The following is a 16,749-nucleotide window of genomic DNA, read 5'->3' on the forward strand; positions in this document are numbered from 1 at the left end:
ATATCCCCGCTTTTGCAGGCAAGCGCAGGCTTTCACACGGTCGACATGTTTCTGACACAAACGCTTTTTTATACGCGCCCGGATTCAGATCCAGCGATCGTTTTCGGCCGTGCGCTCGCCCTGCGCGCCATCGCCGGTATTGACCACGCCGCGCGGTTCGATCAGCAGCAGTTTCACTTCGGCGCTTGCATGGGGTTTGTGTTCGATACCTTTGGGCACCACGGCCATCTGCCCCGCGCGCACGACGAGCGTTTCGTCGCCGTTCGGGCCGCCGCGAATGCCGATCTGCAATTCGCCATCGAGCACGATAAACGTTTCGTCGGTATCGGCGTGCGCGTGCCAGAGAAAATCGCCGAGCAGTTTGACGACCTTGAACTGGTAGTCGTTCATCTCGGCGACCACGCGCGGCTGCCAGTGACCGTCGATCAAGCCGATCTTGCCTGCGAGATCGATCGACTGGCATTGGCCGCGGGTGGCCGGCGCGGCATCGTGGGAAGTGGTTTCGGACATGCTGGGCTCCGTAGAAAGAATGTCGATCCACCCAGCTTAGTCGCGCCGCGCCTACGCGTATTGAACGATCGTGGCGATTTCCTCAGCCGCGCGCGACGCGCAGCCACTGTCCGGGCGTCATGCCGAAGGCCTTGGAGAAATGGCGCGTCATGTGAGGTTGATCCGCGAAACCCGCCGCTGCCGCCGCCTGGGACAGCGACGTGCCCGCCAGCAACAGGCGGCGCACGGTGTCGAGGCGGCGCATTGTCAGATAACGGTATGGGCTCGTGCCGTAGAACTGGCGGAAATCGCGCGACAGGCTCCAGCGGTCGCGGCCGGTCGCGCCTTCCAGGGCTTCGAGCGCGACCGCTTCCGTACTGTGCGCGTGCAGGAAGTCGCGGGCGAGCCGGGCGGCGCGATAGTCGCCCGTTGGCCGCAGCTTTGCCGTGCCGGTGACATCGGCCAGCGCATGGATCAGTTCGGTCAGCGCGTCGTTCTGTTCGAGCGGCTCGAGCGTGTAACTCATCTGCTGGAGCAAGGCGCCGGTTGCCGCGGAAAGGCGCGGATCGGTCGTCACGCCGCCTTCGAGGAACGGCAGCGTGCGCCCGCCGAGCACGTCCTGAAACAGCGACGGCTGCACGTAGATCATGCGGTACTGAAAGCCTTCGCCGGTTCCGGCCTGGCCGTCGTGCGGCTCGTCCGGGTGCAGCACCAGCGTATGGCCCGGCAGGCTGTTGCACTGGCCGCGCCGGTAGTTGAAACTCTGCACGCCCGCGAGCGTGCGGCCGATCGCGTAGGTGTCGTGGCGATGCATCGCGTAGGCTTTGCCGTGGAAAAACGCTTCGATGCGCTCCACGCCTTCGATGGACTCGGCGCGTTCGACCCAGTCGGGGCTGGCGCTTGGGCGGTGTCGGTTCATGATGTCTGGCTGTCGGGCGGATGGCCGCAGACAGCGATTGTGGCACGGCACGCCGTGATGCGCCGAGCCAGCCAGGCAAGCCGCCTGGTAGGCATTTGCGCGGCCAGCGGCAATAATGGCGGCATTCTGCGCACCGCGCTCCTTCTCGCCGCCCTCGATCGCCATGGCCACTTCCCGACGCAGCACCGCCGCGCCCGCCGCCCCCACCGCCGCGAAAAAAGCGCCTGCCAGCAAGCGTGCCCCGGCGAAGCGCGCTCAGGCCGGTAAAGCGGGGGACGCAGCAGAAGCCCCCAAGGCCGCGCCGCGCATCAACGAACGCGCCCGCGCCCGCACGCGCGGCAAGCTCCTGCAGGCCGCACGCAGGGTGATGGGCCAGAAAGGCATCTCCGGCACGGCGATCAACGACATCACCGAACAGGCCGGCGTCGCTTTCGGCTCGTTCTACAACTACTTCTCGACCAAGGACGAAATCGCGCGCGCCGTGTTTGTCGAAGACATGCTCGCGATCGCCGATCTGCTGGACCGCATCCGTCCCGCCGATGCCGATATCGCCGTGATCGTCGGCCTCAATGTGCGCCAGGTGATGCGCCACACGCTCGACGATCCGATCTGGGGCTGGTTCTTCGTCAACGCGGCATCGAGCGTGAGCGATCTGATCGAGACGATGGGCGGACGGCTCGCGCGCGATATCCGCATCGGCGTGGATGCCGGGCGTTTTCATTGCGCCGATGTGCTCGCGGCAATGGATTGCATCATCGGCGGCGCGCTGCATGTGATGCGTCAGATTCTGGAAAAGCGCCGCACGCCGGAGACGGTGGATCGCTTCACGGAGTTCGCGCTGCGCGGCCTCGGCATTCGCGATGCTGATGTGGCCGGCATCATGAAGGAAGTGCTGCGGCACGATGAATTGCAGGTGGCGGCGAGCGCTTCCACCCGCGCTGCCTGACCGGCTTCCCGTCTTTCTCCTGCGGCGCGCAACGCGCCGACTCCCCTTCCCTGTCACTGAGCACGCCAGAGCGCGTGCCGTTTGCGCTCGTCCCCACGCCAGGGAAAGCACCTGGCCATCTCGTTATTGATACATCAATCATTTTTGATAACAATATCAACAATTCAACGACGAGACACCACGAGGACGACACCATGAATGCTCCGCATGACCTTCACCACGCCGAAAACACCGAAGCTGCGCTGATCCGCGCCGCAAGCGACCTGGTTCCGGCGCTCAAGCAACGCGCCGCCGCCGTCGACCAGCAAGCGCGCCTGCCGCAGGAAACCCTCGACGACCTGAACGCCGCCGGCCTATTCGAACTCACCACGCCACGCCGATACGGCGGCAAGCAGGCTTCCGTACGCACCTTCCTCGAAGCGGTCTCCGAACTCGGCCGCGGCGATGCGTCGACGGCCTGGGTCGCCGCGCTCATCAACGTAACGACGTGGGCAGCCGCCACGCTCTTCAGCGAAAAGGTCACCGACGAAGTATTTGGCAGTCCAGAGCGTGCGCGCGTCGTCGGGGTGCTTTCGCCGCGCAAGGCCAGCGTCAGGAAAGTCGATGGCGGCTACGTGATCGAAGAAGGCGTCTGGGGTTTCAACTCGGGCATCTATCACGCCAACTGGGATCTGCTGGGCATTCCGCTCGTCGATGAAAGCGGCAAGGTGGTCGATCAGGGCGTCGCGCTGGTGCGTGCAAGCGACGTGCGCACGCTCGACGACTGGAACGTGATGGCGCTGCGCGGCACCGGCAGTTCCAGCGTGAGCGTGACGAATCTGTTCGTGCCCGACGAACGCGTCGCCTCCATGACGCAGGCGATCGAAGGCCAATATCGCTCGACGCATCTGGCGAACGAACCGCTTTATCGCGTCGCCTGCATTCCGATGCTGGCGATCATCCTTGCGTTTCCGGCGCTCGGCATCGCACGCAACGCGCTCGACACCTTCCTCGAACTGCTGCCGCGCCGTGGCATCCAGTACACGTGGTACACGAAGCAGGCCGAAGCCGCCGTCACGCATCTGCAGGTGGGCGAGGCATCGGCGAAACTGGACGCCGCGCGCGCCATCATCGAAAAGCACGCCGATGCGCTCGACGCCTGCGCCGCCGCCGGCCAGTACATGGCTTATATGGATCGCGCGAAAGTGCGCCGCGACGTCGGCTTCGCGGAAACGCTGATCTGGGACGCCGTCGACACGCTCGCAACGGCTTCGGGCGGCTCGCTCGCGGCGCTCGGCAATCCGTTCGCACGCGTCTGGCACGACGCGCGCGTGGCCTCGCTGCACGGCATCGTCACCCCGGCGACGAACTTCGAAACCTACGGGCGCCTCGCCTGCGGCCAGAGCGCCGGCACGCCGCTGATCTGAGCCATGAGCGCGACACTCGATCTCACCCCGGATGTCGACTTCGGCGCGGCGCAGTTCCGCCGCGCGATGGGCAAGTTCGCGACCGGCGTGACCGTCATCACGTTCGATCACGAAGGACGCACGGCGGGCATGACGGCCAACGCCTTCATGTCGCTGTCCGTCGATCCGCCGATGATTCTGGTTTCGGTGCGCGCGCAGGCGCGCTTCGCGCAGTCGATCGCGTGCGGCGATACGTTCGGCGTGAGCTTTCTGGCACAGCACCAGGAGCCGCTGAGCCGGCACTTCGGCGGACAGCCGCAAGCCGGACTCGACGATCTGTTCGAACACGCCGGCGGCGTGCCGGTCGTGCGCGCGGCGCTGGTGCAGATCGCGGCGCGCGTCGACGCGGTGCATCGTGGCGGCGATCATCTGATCTACACCGCCGACGTGCTGGCGCTACGCGAATCGGACGGCCCGCCGCTGCTGTTCTTCAGCGGCAGGTACAAGCAGATCGTCGCGCATGATCCGCTGCAATGCTGGCGAGATTGCGCGGATCACGCGGATTGAGAATACGTCTGCGATTCGATTCGCCATCCCTAACATCGGCCAGGAAACGACACACGGCATCTGCAATCGATTGCAGATGCCGTGTTCGCATTGGATCACACCAAAGCGCACACAGAGCGGCGCGCTGAGCATGCGCTGTACCCAACACGACACGTAAGGGAAAGTAAGGAAATCGCACGTACGTAGACCTCATAGCGGTCATCGCCCGATGCCATACAGACGACGAATCACGATGCAATGCGGGTTTTTGTGTGCTACGGGACAAACCCTCCCCCAACTCTGCGCGCGGTGTGACTACACTAATTGCGTCGGCACCCGCTCGCCGACACGATGACTACTGGAGGTGTGCTGTGCCCCGCCCGATCCCCGCCTGCACCTCGCGCCCCGCCGCTGCGCTTGCTGCTCTTCTTGTCGGCACCGTTTGCCTCACTGCCCAGCTCGATCGAGCCGCCTATGCCGCGACGCCGGCCCAGGCGTCCGACGAATCCGCCGCCGAAAAAACCGTCGCCGAAAAGCCCGCCACCGGCAAGCATCCGCCCGCCACGCCCAGCGCGATGGCGGCACCGGACTTCTTCTCGCTGGCCGACCGCTACGGCCCGGCCGTGGTGCACGTGATCGCGCGCGGCACCGACGACCAGTCCGCGCCGCCCGAGCAGGAAGCGATCGACAACGACGATCCGTTCTCCGCCTTCTTCAAACGCACGCCGCGACAGTCCACGGAACTCCAGACCCAGACGCCGGGCCAGAACCCCAACGGCCCGCGTGTGATGACCGGCAGCGGTTCCGGCTTTATCGTCAGCCCGGACGGCGTCGTGCTCACCACCGCGCACGTGGTCGACAACGCCCAGGAAGTGATCGTGCAACTGACCGACAAGCGCGAGTTCAAGGCCGAAGTCGTCGCCGTCGATCCGCAAAGCGATGTGGCCGTGCTGCAGGTCGACGCGCACGATCTGCCGACCGTGAAGCTCGGCGATTCGTCGAAGCTGCGCGCGGGCGAACCGGTGCTCTCGATCGGCTCGCCGGACAGCTTCGAGAACACGGTCACGACCGGCATCGTCAGCGCGCCCTCGCGCACGCTGCCCGACGGCAACGCGTTTCCTTTCTTCCAGACCAATGTGGCCGTGAACCCCGACAATTCCGGCGGCCCGCTCTTTAATCGCGCGGGCGAAGTGATCGGCATCGACGTGCAGGTCTACGCCGATCGCGACCGCTTCACGGGGCTGACCTTCGGCATTCCGATCGAGGCGGCGAACCAGTTCCGCGCGCAGTTGCAGGCGGCGCGCAAGACCGGCCCCGTCAAGCAAACCGACCAGACGGATCAGGCCGATGCCGCGAGCGCCGGCACGCGCACCTTCGGCATGCAGGTGGAAGACGTGAGCCCGGGCCTGGCCGCGGCGCTCGGTTTGTCGCATGCGGGCGGCGCGCTGGTCGATACCGTCGATGCCGATTCGATCGGCGCGGCGGCGGGCGTAAAAGCCGGCGATGTGATCGTGCAGGTTGGCGAAGCGCCGGTGGACAGCGCAGCGACGCTCGCCAGCCAGCTCGCCGCCGTGCCGCCCGCCACGCAGACGCCGCTCAAGCTGATCCGCAACCGCCGGCCGATGCTGGCGAGTTTCTCGAACGCGGCCATCGACACGCCGAAGAGCGGTAAGGCGGCCAAAGCCGCGAAGGCAACCGTGGCCGGCAAGACGGCTAAATCGGTGCAAGCGGCGAAGGCAGCGCCGGCCGCGCAAGCCGCCGACCAGACCGATGAAGCCGATGCCGCCGAGGCGCCCGCAGCCGCGCCGCGCGACGCGCGCGCCGTCGCCACCGTCGACGCGGAGACCGACGGCGTGGCCGTGCAGCGCATCAGCACCGCGGCCAGACTGCCGAAGCCGCACAGCGCAACGACCGACCGGCTCGGCCTGACCACGCACGCGCTCAGCGAGGACGAACGGCGCTCCAGCGGCCTGCCGCTCGGCCTGATGGTGGACGCGTCGAGCGGTGCCGCCGCACGCGCGGGCGTGCGTCCGGGCGACATCGTGCTCTCGCTCAACGACACGCTGATCGAAACGCACGAGCAGGCCATGGCGCTGGAATCGAAGGCCACGCGCAGCATGGCGCTGCTGATCCAGCGCAATAACGCGCGCAGTTTCGTCGATGTAAAACTGCAGTAAGTCACGGCGTTCATGTGGCCCGAATCTCCATCGGGCCACATCATCGACACTCCGCTTCCTATCCGCTCTATATCCGCTCCATATCCGCTACAAAGCAGATACAAATTCGCGCGGAATATCTCCCAGGCTGGTGCGTTCTTATCCATGCAGGCAGCGTCGAAACGAACCGATCAACACGATACGGTTCATCGGCGCCGGCCGCGAGACCACACCATCTTATGAGGAGTTCGAAATGTCTATCCGCCGCGTATTGATCGCCACGCTCGTCGCTGCTGCTTCCGTGGGCACTGTTACCCAGGCATCCGCACAAGGTCTCACCCGCGAGGAAGTGCGCCAGCAACTGATCGAAGCCGAAGCCAACGGCTCGCGCTTCGTCACCGACGCGTCCTATCCCGATGTGAGCCCGGTGTTCACGCAGCAGGTCGCGCACGCAGCGCCCGTGCAGGAAGCCAGCGGCATGGGCACGACGGCCGTCGGCACGCATGATTCGGGCGCACCGCAAGCAGCCTGCGTCGGGCCGAACAGCTTCTGCAATCTCTATTCGGGCGGCTGATGCTGCCGGGTTTCATCGCGCGTAAAGCGTGCAACGCCGAAAACCCGCTCGTTGAGAGCGGGGTTTCGGCGTTGGCATGTAGGAAATAAAACGCAAAACAAAAAACCGGGCGCGCCACCCAGCGCGCCCGGCTCAAACTCCCGCGCTCAACGCGCAGTCAGTTGCGCGCAGTCAATTGTGCATAGACATCGTGCGAAAGTTGCAGCAGCACCTTTCTATCGATACCGCCCGAGAGCGCGTACCCAAAATCGCCATCGATCCAGTAGAACACGCTCACGGGCCCATCCTCATAGAGCTTGAACGCCGTGGTATTGCTGCTGACCTTGCGACGCGAAATACACAGCGTCACGCGTTCGCCCTGCGCGTTGTGATACATGAACTGCGCGACATCGCCTTGCGCCCCGGGCAACAAACGCCCGCCCACCAGTTCAAAACCACTCTTCGCAAGCATCGGCGGATGCACATCGGTGCCCAGCCGGTTCGCGAGCCACTGCACGAAATCCTGCTCCTGGCGCGCGCCCATCGTATCCGGGCGCTCGACCTGCGGCATATAAACCACGTGCGCCAGCGCGGCTTCGTGCACGAAGTTCATCGTCTGATCGGCGCTGACCGTATGCAGGGCGCCGCGCGGCGACGGCGCATCGCTCATCAGATCCGCGCCGTAATGCGTGCCCCAGCCGATGCCGACACCCAGCAGCAGCGTCGCCGCGAGGCCCGCGAACTTCGGCCAGTTGGCCGCCGCGCGCGCCGGGTTCCCGACCGGCTTATCCGCTTTCGCAGCAGCATCGCCAGACACAGTTGCCGATGCAGATGCCGAAATAGCAGCACGCAATTGCGCCGGCACCGGCTCGCTCAACACACGATCGAAACGCTCATGCAGCAGGCTGTTCAGCGAGAAAAAATCGCTCGTGCGCGCCGCGAGTTCGGGATTGCGTTCGAGTTCGCGCTCGACGTCGGCGCGGCGCGCTTCGGAAAGCGTGCCGTCCACATAGGCGTGGATTTCGTCTTCGGTTACGGGATGTTGTTGCTCGCTCATCGCACCACCTTCAGGTTCGCACGCGGGACGGTTCCGGCCATGAGCGCGCGCAGGCGCTCACGTCCTCTCGACAGCCTCGACATCACCGTGCCGATCGGCACGTCGAGCGCCAGCGCCACGTCGGCGTAACTCATTTCTTCCAGCCCCACCAGCAGCACGACTTCGCGCTGTTCGACCGGCAGGCGCTGCAACGCGTAGTCCAGATCGCGCACTTCGAGCGTGCCGGTCTGGGTCGCGGGCACCGCGTAGTCGGTTTCGGGCACGCTCTCGTCGTCGACGGAAACGTGCGTGCCGCGCGACGCCGATTTGCGCACCTGGTTCACAAACAGGTTGTGCATGATCGTGAACAGCCAGGCGCGCAGATCGGTGCCTGCGCGAAACAGCTCGGTGCGCGCGAGCGCGCGTTCGAGCGTGTCCTGCACGAGATCGTCGGCCAGTTCGCGATTGTTGATCAGCGCGCGGGCGTATCGCCTCAGGCGCGGGACGTGTTCGATCAGCTCGTCACGGATGTCCATGTTCCATCCTTGTCTGCCCTTTTTTTATCGACGCATTTCGATGCTTATCGACGCTCATTGACGGGGCGGCGCATCGGCGCGCCCGGTCGTCGCTTCCATCTGCTGGGTCGCGGCATCGGCGGCGCGCATCAGTCCGTGCGTGCGCGCGTTGCCTGCGAGAACCCAGCGCTCGCCGTCCCCAATCCAGCCGATCAGACGCAGATCGCCCACGCGCCGCGCGCTCCACTGCGGCGCCGCGCGCACGAACCACGCCCGCGCCGCCAGCAGGACGACGGGCTGGCCATCGGCGTTCACATAGACCCAGCGTTGCGCACGCGCGAACGGACCCAGCTCGACCGTGCCCGACGCCACGAAGCGCAAGCCCACGCCGCTCAGATCGAACGGCGCGGGGCCCGCCGCGCGCGTGCCGGGCGCGAGCGCCTCGGCGAGCGTGTCGGCGGGGCTCGTCATGGGCTGGCTGCTGCTGCCCGCTTCCATCAGCGCCATGACCGCGGCGTTGTTCAGCGTCTGCGCATCAGGTTCGGAAACATAGAGCCAGGCGAGCGCAGCGGCCACCAGCGCGATCGCGATCGCCAGTACGACCAGCGCGCGCCGAAGCACCGCAAAGCGCGTCGGCGCGGCCGCCTCGGCAAGCGAGCCAGGTGCGGCAGGTGCCGCCAGCGCAGACCCCGCCATCGCCGCCGCGCCAAACGAGCGCTGCATCTGCGCATTGAGTCGCCGATAAAACAGGATTCGATGCCATTCGCCAGGCCGCCGCGCCAGATAACGGCGCACGCGCGCGACCTGCTCGCCGGGCAGCGAGCCGTCAGTGTAGGCCTGAATATCGGCTTCGGACACCGGCCGCTCGTCGGGCGGCCCCTGCGCAACCATGATCGTCGTGAAGAAAAGATGGGGACGATGGGCTAACGCGCAGGCGCTGCGCTTATTCCGGCGCGGGCAGGAAGATTTTTTAAGGGCGCGAGCGCGCGATCAGCCGCGCACCGTCACATCGGTCGAGAACGCCACGCGGTTGCGGCCTTCGCGTTTGGCGCGATAGAGCGCCGCGTCGGCTTCCTCGATCAGCGCGGTTTCGGCCAGACCGGCGCTGGGCGTGAGCGTCGCCACACCCACGCTGATCGTCAGATGTTCGCTGACCGCCGATCCCACGTGCGGCAACTGCAGCGCCGCCACGTCGCGACGCATTTTCTCGGCGAGCAGACGCGCGAGCGCACTACCCGCGCCCGGCAGCACGACCGCGAATTCCTCGCCGCCGAAGCGCGCCACGAGATCGCGCGGCTGGCTCACTTCGCGGCGGATCGTGGTCGCGACCGAACGCAGCACGTTATCGCCCGCCACGTGACCGTAGGTGTCGTTATAGGGCTTGAAGTAATCGACGTCGATCATCAGCAGCGAGACCTCGGTGTTCTCGCGCTGCGCGCGCCGCCATTCGGCGCCGAGGAATTCGTCCAGATAACGGCGATTCGAAAGACCCGTGAGGCCATCCGAATGCGTGAGACGCCGCAATTCCAGATTGGCCTTCAGCAGTTCCTGCTGCGAGCGGCGCAGCGCGCGATAGGCTTCGTCGCGCTGGAGCATATTTACATAGGATCGCGAATGATATTTGACTCGTGCGATCAGCTCGATGCTGTCCGGCAGCTTGACGAGGTAATCGTTTGCGCCCGCCGCAAAAGCCGCGCTCTTGATCGCCGGTTCTTCCTTGGTCGACAGCACGATGATCGGCACGTCGCGCGTGGCGTCGTTGGCGCGATAGGCGCGCACGAGCGTCAGGCCGTCGGTGCCCGGCATCACGAGATCCTGCAGGATCACGGTCGGGCGCACCTGCTCGGCCATGCGCACGGCCTGCTCGGGATGCGCGCAGTAATGGAAATCGATTTCGCGGGCGCCCGAGAGCGCGCGCCGCACGGCCTCGGCAACGATCGCCTGGTCGTCCACCAGCAGCACCATCATCGGCACGTCCGCGGCGCCCGGCAACGGCTGCTCGAGCGCGGTGCGCACGGCTTCCAGCGCGCCTTCGAGCGAGGCCTCGTCGGGCCCGCCTTCGGTCAACGCAGTGTCTGGCGCAGGTGAATGGTTCGGCTTCTCGGTCATGATGTCAGTCGCTTGGTGTATCCAGTATCGATGCTTGCGTCCAGCAGGGCTTACGCGCGGCGGCTTGGCGTTCGCTTCACGCCGCGCGCGGCGCGCCCACGCGGCTCACGAGTTCGGGGGCAATCGCGGGCAGCGGCAGAATCGCGCGCGCGGCACCCAGCGCCGCAGCCGCTTTCGGCATGCCGTACACGGCGCTCGTCGCCTGGTCCTGGGCGATCGTGTAGCAGCCCTTGGCGCGCATGGCTTTCAGGCCGATCGCGCCGTCGCGCCCCATGCCCGTGAGCAGCACGCCGATCGCTTCGCCCTGCCAGTTCTCCACCACGCTATGAAAAAACGTGTCGACGGACGGGCGATAAGGCGTCTCGGCAGGCTCGCGAGTGTAAGCCAGCTTGCCGTTCGATGTCATGCGCAGGTGATCGTTGGTCGCCGCCAGCAGTGCCTCGCCGGGCGCGGGCCGCTCGCCTTCGCAGGCGATGCGCACTTTCAGCGCGGTCTGTCCGTCGAGCCAGTCGGCCATGCCCACGGCAAACGACTGATCGACGTGCTGGACGATCACGATACTCGCATTCAGATTGGCGGGCAGCGCGCCCAGCACGGTGGCCAGCGCCGTAGGACCGCCCGCCGACGAGCCGATCGCCACCAGCGGCGTGAGCGTGCCCGGTCCCGATGCAAACGACGCCGGGGCGCGCGCCGCTTCGGTCATGTGGTTGACGCGGCCGATCTGGTCGATCTTGGCGAGCAGCAGGTCCATGGTGCTGCGCGCTTCGGGGCCCGCGAGCGTCGGGGTATCGACGGCGTCGAGCGCGCCCGCGCCCATCGCCTCGTACACGCGCCACGCGTTTGCGCCCACGCTGCTCGTGACGATCAGGATCGGGCACGGCGAGCGCGCCATGATGCGCCGCGTGGCTTCGACGCCGTCGATCTTCGGCATCACGAGATCCATGAGGATCACGTCCGGCTGCTGGGCCGCGCAGAAGTCGACGGCCTGCTCGCCGTCCGCCGCCACCCAGATCACGCGATGCCCGGGCCGCGCCGCAATGGCGTGGCGCAGCGCCTCGACAGCGAGCGGCATGTCGTTCGCGATACCGATGTTCATCAGGTCGCCTCTCCGATCAGGTCTTGTACTGCGTCGAGCAGCGCTTCGTCGTGGAAGCTGCCCTTGGTCAGATAGTAATCGGCGCCAGCGTCGAGGCCGCGCCGCCGGTCGTCTTCGCGATCCTTGTACGAGACGATCATCACAGGCACATTGCGTTGATGCGGGTCGCTGCGAATCATCGTGACGAGTTCGATGCCGTCCATACGCGGCATGTCCACATCGGTGATGACGAGATCGAACTGGCCGTTGCGCAGCGTATTCCAGCCGTCCATGCCGTCCACCGCAACCGTCACGGCGTAGCCGCGTTTTTCGAGCAGCTTGCGCTCCAGCTCACGCACGGTCAAGGAATCCTCGACGACGAGAATGCGCTTGCGTTCGCGCGCCACCGTGCTCGCGCCGCGCGCCACGCCCGCGAGTTGCCCTTCGCGCACGAGCCGCGCCACCGAGGCGACGATATCCTCGACATCGACGATCAGCGTGACCGTGCCGTCTTCGAGCAGCGCGGCCGCCGCCACGTTGCGCACCTTGCCCAGACGCGCATCGAGCGGCTGCACCGCGAGCGTGCGTTCGCCCGCGAAGCCATCGACGGCGATGCCGTACAGCGCGGCTTCGTGGCCCGTGCCGTCGCTGACGAGCAGAACGCTCACGTCGTCGGCGGCGCTGGCCGCGCCGTTCGCGCCCAGCAGTTGACGCGCCGTGACGAGACCGATCGGCCGCCCTTCGTGCACGATATGCTGCTGGCCTTCGAGCATTTCGATGCTATCGCGCGGCACGCGCAGCGCGCGCCGCACATGCGCGAGCGGAAACGCGTAGGCCTCGCCCGCGACATCGACGATCAGGCTGCGCACGACCGACAGCGTCAGCGGCAATTGCAGCACGAAACGCGTGCCGCGCCCCGCCGCGCTTTCGATGCGCACCGTGCCGCGCACCGCCTTGGCGAAATTCTGCACCGCGTCCAGACCCACGCCGCGGCCGGACACATCGGTCACGCGCTCGCGCATCGAAAAACCCGGCAGCAGCAGGAAGTCGAGCAGTTCCGGCTCGGACATCGCTTCGACCGCATCGGCCAGCGCGAGACCGCGCGCCACGATCGCGCGCTTGAGCGCGCCCAGATCGACGCCCGCGCCATCGTCGCCCACGGCGATCAGCAGTTTGCCCGCGCTGTGACGCGCTTCGAGCGTGAGCGTCGCTTCCTCGGGCTTGCCGAGCAGGCGGCGCGTCTCCGGGTCTTCGATGCCGTGATCGAGCGCGTTGCGCAGCAAATGACCGAGCGGCGCGTCGAGCATTTCGAGGATGTCGCGATCGACCTGCGTGCTCTCGCCTTCGATCGCAAAACGCACGCGCTTGCCGAGCGAGCGCGCCAGATCGCGCACGATGCGCGGATAGGCGTGCGCCGTGTCGCTGAACGGCCGCATGCGGCATTCGAGCGCCGAATCGTAAAGACGTTGCGCCAGTTGCGTCCCGCGCCGGTCGATGCGGTCGAGATCGTCGAAGCGCTCCGCCAGCTGGCCGCCCAGCGCGGACAGTTGCTCGCGGATCGCCGCCAGCGCGGCGCGCGCATCGGCGTCGAGCGTATCGCCGTGATGTTCGTTGAACTGGCCGAGCGCGGCGAGCACGTCGCCCTGGGCGCGGCGCACGCGCAACAGGCCGTTGGCGAACGGCCGCATGCGGCGCGATTCCACCAGCGATTCGCCCGCCAGACCCAACAGACGATCGAGCGTGCCCGCGCGCACGCGCAGCATGCGGTCGCTGTCGCGCGATAGGCGGGACGCATTCGCATTCGCGCTCGCAGGCTGGGCAGCGGACGCCGATGCGCTCGCAACGTCGGCAGCTTCGCTCGCGCTTTCCGCCAGCGCGGGTTCTGCTTCGACCGGCTGCTGCACGCTTGCAAGACTCGCGGCCAGCAGCGCTTCGGGATCTTGCTGCGCGATGGGCGCCGCCGTTTCAGCCGTCGCCTGCCCGCCATTCTCCAGCCGCGCAACAAAGCCATCGACGATATCGCGCGCAAGCGGCGGCGCGCTCGCATCGCCGGCCGCCATCAACAGGTCGATGCCGACCAGCAGCGTATCGATGCGTGCTGCATCGACCGTCAGCAAACCGTGCTGCGCGGCGACGAAGCAATCCTCCATCGCGCTCGCCACATCCACCGCCTCGGGCAAGCCGACGATGCGCGCCGCGCCCTTGAGCGAATGCGTCGCGCGCATGCAGGCTTCGAGCGTGGCGTCGTCGCGCGGCGTCGCTTCGAGCGCGAGCAGGCCCGCCGCGAGCGTGCGCGTCTGCGTCTGCGCTTCCTCGCGGAACAGGTCGAGCAGCGAGCGGCGGCTCAGTTCGTCGTCGCTCATCTGAGGCTCCGGGTCAGCGCGCCAAACAGCGCATCGGGTTCGAGCACGCCCACCGAGCGGCCGCGCCACGCGAACACGCCGCGCACGTGGCGGCCGGCGGCGTGAGCGAGCGTGGCGGGCGCGGGCAGCAGTTCGTCGGCGTTGAAATAGGCCACGCCTTCGACATCGTCGACGGGGAACGCGGTCATTTCGCCGTCCCATTCGGTCACGAGCAGGCGCGGCGTGGCGATGCGCGCTCCCGCGTTGTTCGCGCCGCTTGCGCCACTCGCAGCGGCTTCGATATGCAGCAGTTCGGCCAGCGACGCAGCGAGCGTGAGCACGCCGCGCACATTCACGACGCCGAGCACGGCGGCGCTGCGCCGGTGCGGCAATGTGTGGATCGGGCGCGATTCGCCGACATAACGCAGCGCGGACGCCGGCAGCGCGAGCCATTCCGCGCCCACGCGAAACACCAGCGAACCGGCGCGGCGCGACAGCACCGCGTTCGTCTGCGTGACGGGCTGCTGGGCGATCGGCGTGCCGGTCTCGCGTTGCGCCGGGCGGTCGAGCATGCGCGCGGCGGCGCGCTCGAACACCGGGCAATTGAGGCAGCGCACGTATTGTTCGAGCCGCTCGCACGTGCCGTCGCCCAGCACGCCGATGCGCTTCCAGCATTCGTCGAGCGGCGCGGCGTCGCTTGCCGTGGCGTCGTGCAGCAAGTCGTGGTCACGCATTCGCGCCTCCCTGGCCGCCCGGCGAGGCGCGTTCAGCGCGGCGCATCAGACGGCGCGCGCCGTCGGCGTCGCCCTGCACTTCGAGCAGCGCGGCCAGATGCGTGAGCGCTTCGTAGTGTCCGGGCTGCAGATAGAGCGCCTTGCGGTAGTGGCCGAGCGCGAGCGTGGCTTCGCCCTGCGCATCGGCGATCAGGCCGAGCAGATACCAGGCTTCGGCGTCATCGGGCGTGGCCTGCGCGTGCTGCGCGACAGCGCGCGCGGCGGCGTCGAGCGAACCGGCATCGGCCAGACGGCGGGCTTCGGCGAGCGTCGGGATGTTTTGCGTTTGGGGCGCGGCGGGTGTTGCGATTCTGGCGGCGAAAACCGGCGTGATAACCGGCGTCACAACCGGCGTGATAACCGGCTTCGCTGCAAACGGATCGGCGGCTTTCACGGCGGGCACGCCGGCAGCGCGCGCGGGCGGCGCGCTGTGCAACGGCCGCAAAGCAGAGTGCGGCGTCTGGAACGACTGCGAAGCTTTCGACACGTGCGTCACGCGTGGCGCTTGCTCGCGGCTCGCCTGCCACGCGGGCGGCGTAGCGGAATACGCGCCCTCGCCGCCGGTCCAGCGAAAGCCGAACGCCAGCGGTATCTGCGCCGACGCAAATTCATGGCGCATCATCAAGCCGGTCTCGGCGGGCCCGACGAAAATCATCCCGCCTTCGGCCAGGCGCGCGCGCAGCAGGCCGATCGCACGGTCTTGAGCCTGGCGGTCGAAATAGATCAGCACGTTGCGGCAAAAAATAAAGTCGTAGCGCACGGGATGCGCGGCGAGCCAGTCGAACAGGTTCGCGCGCTCGAAATGCACGGCGCGGCGTACGGTATCGGCGAGTTGCCAGCCGTGCGCCGTGGCGTGGAAAAAGCGCTCGCGAAACGCCAGCGCATCGCCGCGAAACGCATTGCGGCCATAGACGCCGCGCTGCGCCGCCTCGATCGAAGCCGAACTGATGTCGATGGCGTCGATACCAAATTGCTCGTGCGCGAGTCCCGCGTCGATCAGCGCCATCGCCGCCGAGTACGGTTCCTCGCCGGTCGAGCACGGCACGCTCAACACCCGCAACACATCGCCCGGATGCGAGCCGAGCCGTTGCGCGCCGCCACGCGCGAGCGCCGCAAAGGCCTCGCGTTCGCGGAAAAACCAGGTTTCGGGCACGACCAGCGCGTCGATCAGCGCCTGGCGTTCGGCGGCGGTGGTCGTCAGCAAGGTCCAGTAGGCTTCGCGGGCCGCCTCGGGCAAGACCGCGCCCGTCGCCAGATCCGGCGCAACAGTCGCGGCCGCGCGCGCGGTCACGGCACGCGCGAGTGCGTGAGCGCCGAGCGATTCGGCTTCGATGCCGGTTTCGTCCAGCAGCCAGGCCGCAAAGCGCGCGTCGTTCATGGCGTACGCTCCGCCGGCAGGCCGTCACGTTGCCACGTGGGCGGATCGGGAAACAGCAAGGCGCGCACGCGCGCATCGAGCAACTGGTCGACTTTCACCCATTGCACGAAACCGTGCGCGTCGCGCGCGACCGGGCCGAGCCAGCGCGCCTCGGGCGTGGCGATGCCGCCTTCGGCGAAGTCGCCCGGCGCGAAGCTCTGCGTGCGCGTGGCGCATTCGAGCAGCAGCGCGAGACAGCGCGGCTTCAGCGTGCGCGCGTCGACACCGTCGTTCACCAGCACGAGCCGCGTGGACATCAGCGCATGCGCGGGACGGCCGAGCGCCAGTTGCGCCATATCGACGACCGGCGCCGGCGCGCCTTCGTGATCGATCACGCCCGCGATAAACGGCGGCGTGCCCGCGAACGCGCGCACCGGCTGCAAGGGCAGCACGCGCACGATCTCGCGCGCATCGAGCGCGTAACGTTCGCCGTCCAGCTCGAAGACGAGAAAAAGCATCGGCGCTCCGATCAGAAAAAGGCCGGAGCC

The 16,749-nt window shown here is 67.2% G+C and carries 16 protein-coding genes; 5 read left to right on the forward strand and 11 right to left on the reverse strand.

The genetic code is table 11. From position 1 onward, the window contains the following. Positions 1–84: 84 nt before the first annotated feature. Both G3N59_RS25885 and G3N59_RS25890 read right to left on the reverse strand, forming a co-directional pair. Complete coding sequence (locus G3N59_RS25885; RefSeq protein WP_205985662.1) at positions 85–510, reverse strand: cupin domain-containing protein; 426 nt, start codon at positions 508–510, stop codon at positions 85–87. Between the two features lie 82 nt (positions 511–592). Beyond that, positions 593–1,408: an AraC family transcriptional regulator gene (locus tag G3N59_RS25890; protein WP_205985663.1), complete on the reverse strand. Its 816-nt coding sequence runs from the start codon at positions 1,406–1,408 to the stop codon at positions 593–595. Between the two features lie 163 nt (positions 1,409–1,571). On the opposite strand from G3N59_RS25890, the gene G3N59_RS25895 reads away from it, so the two are divergent. The 5 genes from G3N59_RS25895 to G3N59_RS25920 all read left to right on the forward strand — a co-directional run bounded on the left by G3N59_RS25895 (position 1,572) and on the right by G3N59_RS25920 (position 7,015). Further along, positions 1,572–2,354, forward strand: a complete 783-nt coding sequence (locus G3N59_RS25895) for a TetR/AcrR family transcriptional regulator (RefSeq protein WP_205985664.1) — start codon at positions 1,572–1,574, stop codon at positions 2,352–2,354. Between the two features lie 194 nt (positions 2,355–2,548). Next, on the forward strand, positions 2,549–3,760 hold the full coding sequence (locus G3N59_RS25900; protein WP_205985665.1) for an acyl-CoA dehydrogenase family protein: 1,212 nt from the start codon (positions 2,549–2,551) through the stop codon (positions 3,758–3,760). 3 nt (positions 3,761–3,763) lie between these two features. Beyond that, on the forward strand, positions 3,764–4,306 hold the full coding sequence (locus tag G3N59_RS25905; RefSeq protein WP_205985666.1) for a flavin reductase family protein: 543 nt from the start codon (positions 3,764–3,766) through the stop codon (positions 4,304–4,306). Between the two features lie 350 nt (positions 4,307–4,656). Next, positions 4,657–6,462 (forward strand): trypsin-like peptidase domain-containing protein, encoded by a 1,806-nt coding sequence (locus G3N59_RS37125; RefSeq protein ID WP_346777935.1) that lies wholly within the window; start codon positions 4,657–4,659, stop codon positions 6,460–6,462. Between the two features lie 232 nt (positions 6,463–6,694). Further along, positions 6,695–7,015 (forward strand): DUF4148 domain-containing protein, encoded by a 321-nt coding sequence (locus G3N59_RS25920; RefSeq protein WP_205985667.1) that lies wholly within the window; start codon positions 6,695–6,697, stop codon positions 7,013–7,015. Between the two features lie 157 nt (positions 7,016–7,172). Here the strand turns inward: G3N59_RS25920 and G3N59_RS25925 are convergent, their stop codons facing one another. The 9 genes from G3N59_RS25925 to G3N59_RS25965 all read right to left on the reverse strand — a co-directional run bounded on the left by G3N59_RS25925 (position 7,173) and on the right by G3N59_RS25965 (position 16,719). Beyond that, positions 7,173–8,051, reverse strand: a complete 879-nt coding sequence (locus G3N59_RS25925; protein WP_205985668.1) for an anti-sigma factor — start codon at positions 8,049–8,051, stop codon at positions 7,173–7,175. Continuing rightward, positions 8,048–8,566, reverse strand: coding sequence for a sigma-70 family RNA polymerase sigma factor (locus G3N59_RS25930; protein ID WP_205985669.1), 519 nt, complete (start codon positions 8,564–8,566; stop codon positions 8,048–8,050). The genes G3N59_RS25925 and G3N59_RS25930 overlap by 4 nt, the downstream gene beginning before the upstream one ends. Before the next feature lie 54 nt (positions 8,567–8,620). Further along, on the reverse strand, positions 8,621–9,436 hold the full coding sequence (locus G3N59_RS25935) for a hypothetical protein (RefSeq protein WP_205985670.1): 816 nt from the start codon (positions 9,434–9,436) through the stop codon (positions 8,621–8,623). Between the two features lie 99 nt (positions 9,437–9,535). Further along, positions 9,536–10,513 (reverse strand): diguanylate cyclase, encoded by a 978-nt coding sequence (locus G3N59_RS25940; protein WP_241024135.1) that lies wholly within the window; start codon positions 10,511–10,513, stop codon positions 9,536–9,538. A 217-nt stretch (positions 10,514–10,730) separates the two neighbouring features. Further along, entirely contained in the window at positions 10,731–11,750 is a 1,020-nt protein-coding gene (locus G3N59_RS25945; protein ID WP_205985672.1) for a chemotaxis response regulator protein-glutamate methylesterase, read from the reverse strand. Next, entirely contained in the window at positions 11,750–14,092 is a 2,343-nt protein-coding gene (locus G3N59_RS25950; protein ID WP_205985673.1) for a hybrid sensor histidine kinase/response regulator, read from the reverse strand. The genes G3N59_RS25945 and G3N59_RS25950 overlap by 1 nt, the downstream gene beginning before the upstream one ends. Beyond that, entirely contained in the window at positions 14,089–14,805 is a 717-nt protein-coding gene (locus G3N59_RS25955) for a chemotaxis protein CheW (RefSeq protein ID WP_205985674.1), read from the reverse strand. The genes G3N59_RS25950 and G3N59_RS25955 overlap by 4 nt, the downstream gene beginning before the upstream one ends. After that, positions 14,798–16,222 (reverse strand): CheR family methyltransferase, encoded by a 1,425-nt coding sequence (locus tag G3N59_RS25960; protein WP_205985675.1) that lies wholly within the window; start codon positions 16,220–16,222, stop codon positions 14,798–14,800. The genes G3N59_RS25955 and G3N59_RS25960 overlap by 8 nt, the downstream gene beginning before the upstream one ends. Continuing rightward, positions 16,219–16,719: a chemotaxis protein CheW gene (locus tag G3N59_RS25965; protein WP_205985676.1), complete on the reverse strand. Its 501-nt coding sequence runs from the start codon at positions 16,717–16,719 to the stop codon at positions 16,219–16,221. The genes G3N59_RS25960 and G3N59_RS25965 overlap by 4 nt, the downstream gene beginning before the upstream one ends. Positions 16,720–16,749 lie beyond the last annotated feature (30 nt).

Source organism: Paraburkholderia sp. Ac-20340 (genome assembly GCF_017104965.1).
GTDB lineage: Bacteria > Pseudomonadota > Gammaproteobacteria > Burkholderiales > Burkholderiaceae > Paraburkholderia.

Coding starts and splice junctions, on each gene's coding strand:
- G3N59_RS25905 (WP_205985666.1), top strand. CDS start 3,764: ATGAGCGCGACACTCGATCTCACCCCGGATGTCGACTTCGGCGCGGCG.
- G3N59_RS25920 (WP_205985667.1), top strand. CDS start 6,695: ATGTCTATCCGCCGCGTATTGATCGCCACGCTCGTCGCTGCTGCTTCC.
- G3N59_RS25965 (WP_205985676.1), bottom strand. CDS start 16,719: ATGCTTTTTCTCGTCTTCGAGCTGGACGGCGAACGTTACGCGCTCGAT.
- G3N59_RS25930 (WP_205985669.1), bottom strand. CDS start 8,566: ATGGACATCCGTGACGAGCTGATCGAACACGTCCCGCGCCTGAGGCGA.
- G3N59_RS25955 (WP_205985674.1), bottom strand. CDS start 14,805: ATGCGTGACCACGACTTGCTGCACGACGCCACGGCAAGCGACGCCGCG.
- G3N59_RS25900 (WP_205985665.1), top strand. CDS start 2,549: ATGAATGCTCCGCATGACCTTCACCACGCCGAAAACACCGAAGCTGCG.
- G3N59_RS25945 (WP_205985672.1), bottom strand. CDS start 11,750: ATGAACATCGGTATCGCGAACGACATGCCGCTCGCTGTCGAGGCGCTG.
- G3N59_RS25925 (WP_205985668.1), bottom strand. CDS start 8,051: ATGAGCGAGCAACAACATCCCGTAACCGAAGACGAAATCCACGCCTAT.
- G3N59_RS25890 (WP_205985663.1), bottom strand. CDS start 1,408: ATGAACCGACACCGCCCAAGCGCCAGCCCCGACTGGGTCGAACGCGCC.
- G3N59_RS25935 (WP_205985670.1), bottom strand. CDS start 9,436: ATGGTTGCGCAGGGGCCGCCCGACGAGCGGCCGGTGTCCGAAGCCGAT.
- G3N59_RS25885 (WP_205985662.1), bottom strand. CDS start 510: ATGTCCGAAACCACTTCCCACGATGCCGCGCCGGCCACCCGCGGCCAA.
- G3N59_RS25960 (WP_205985675.1), bottom strand. CDS start 16,222: ATGAACGACGCGCGCTTTGCGGCCTGGCTGCTGGACGAAACCGGCATC.
- G3N59_RS25940 (WP_241024135.1), bottom strand. CDS start 10,513: ATGATGGTGCTGCTGGTGGACGACCAGGCGATCGTTGCCGAGGCCGTG.
- G3N59_RS25950 (WP_205985673.1), bottom strand. CDS start 14,092: ATGAGCGACGACGAACTGAGCCGCCGCTCGCTGCTCGACCTGTTCCGC.
- G3N59_RS25895 (WP_205985664.1), top strand. CDS start 1,572: ATGGCCACTTCCCGACGCAGCACCGCCGCGCCCGCCGCCCCCACCGCC.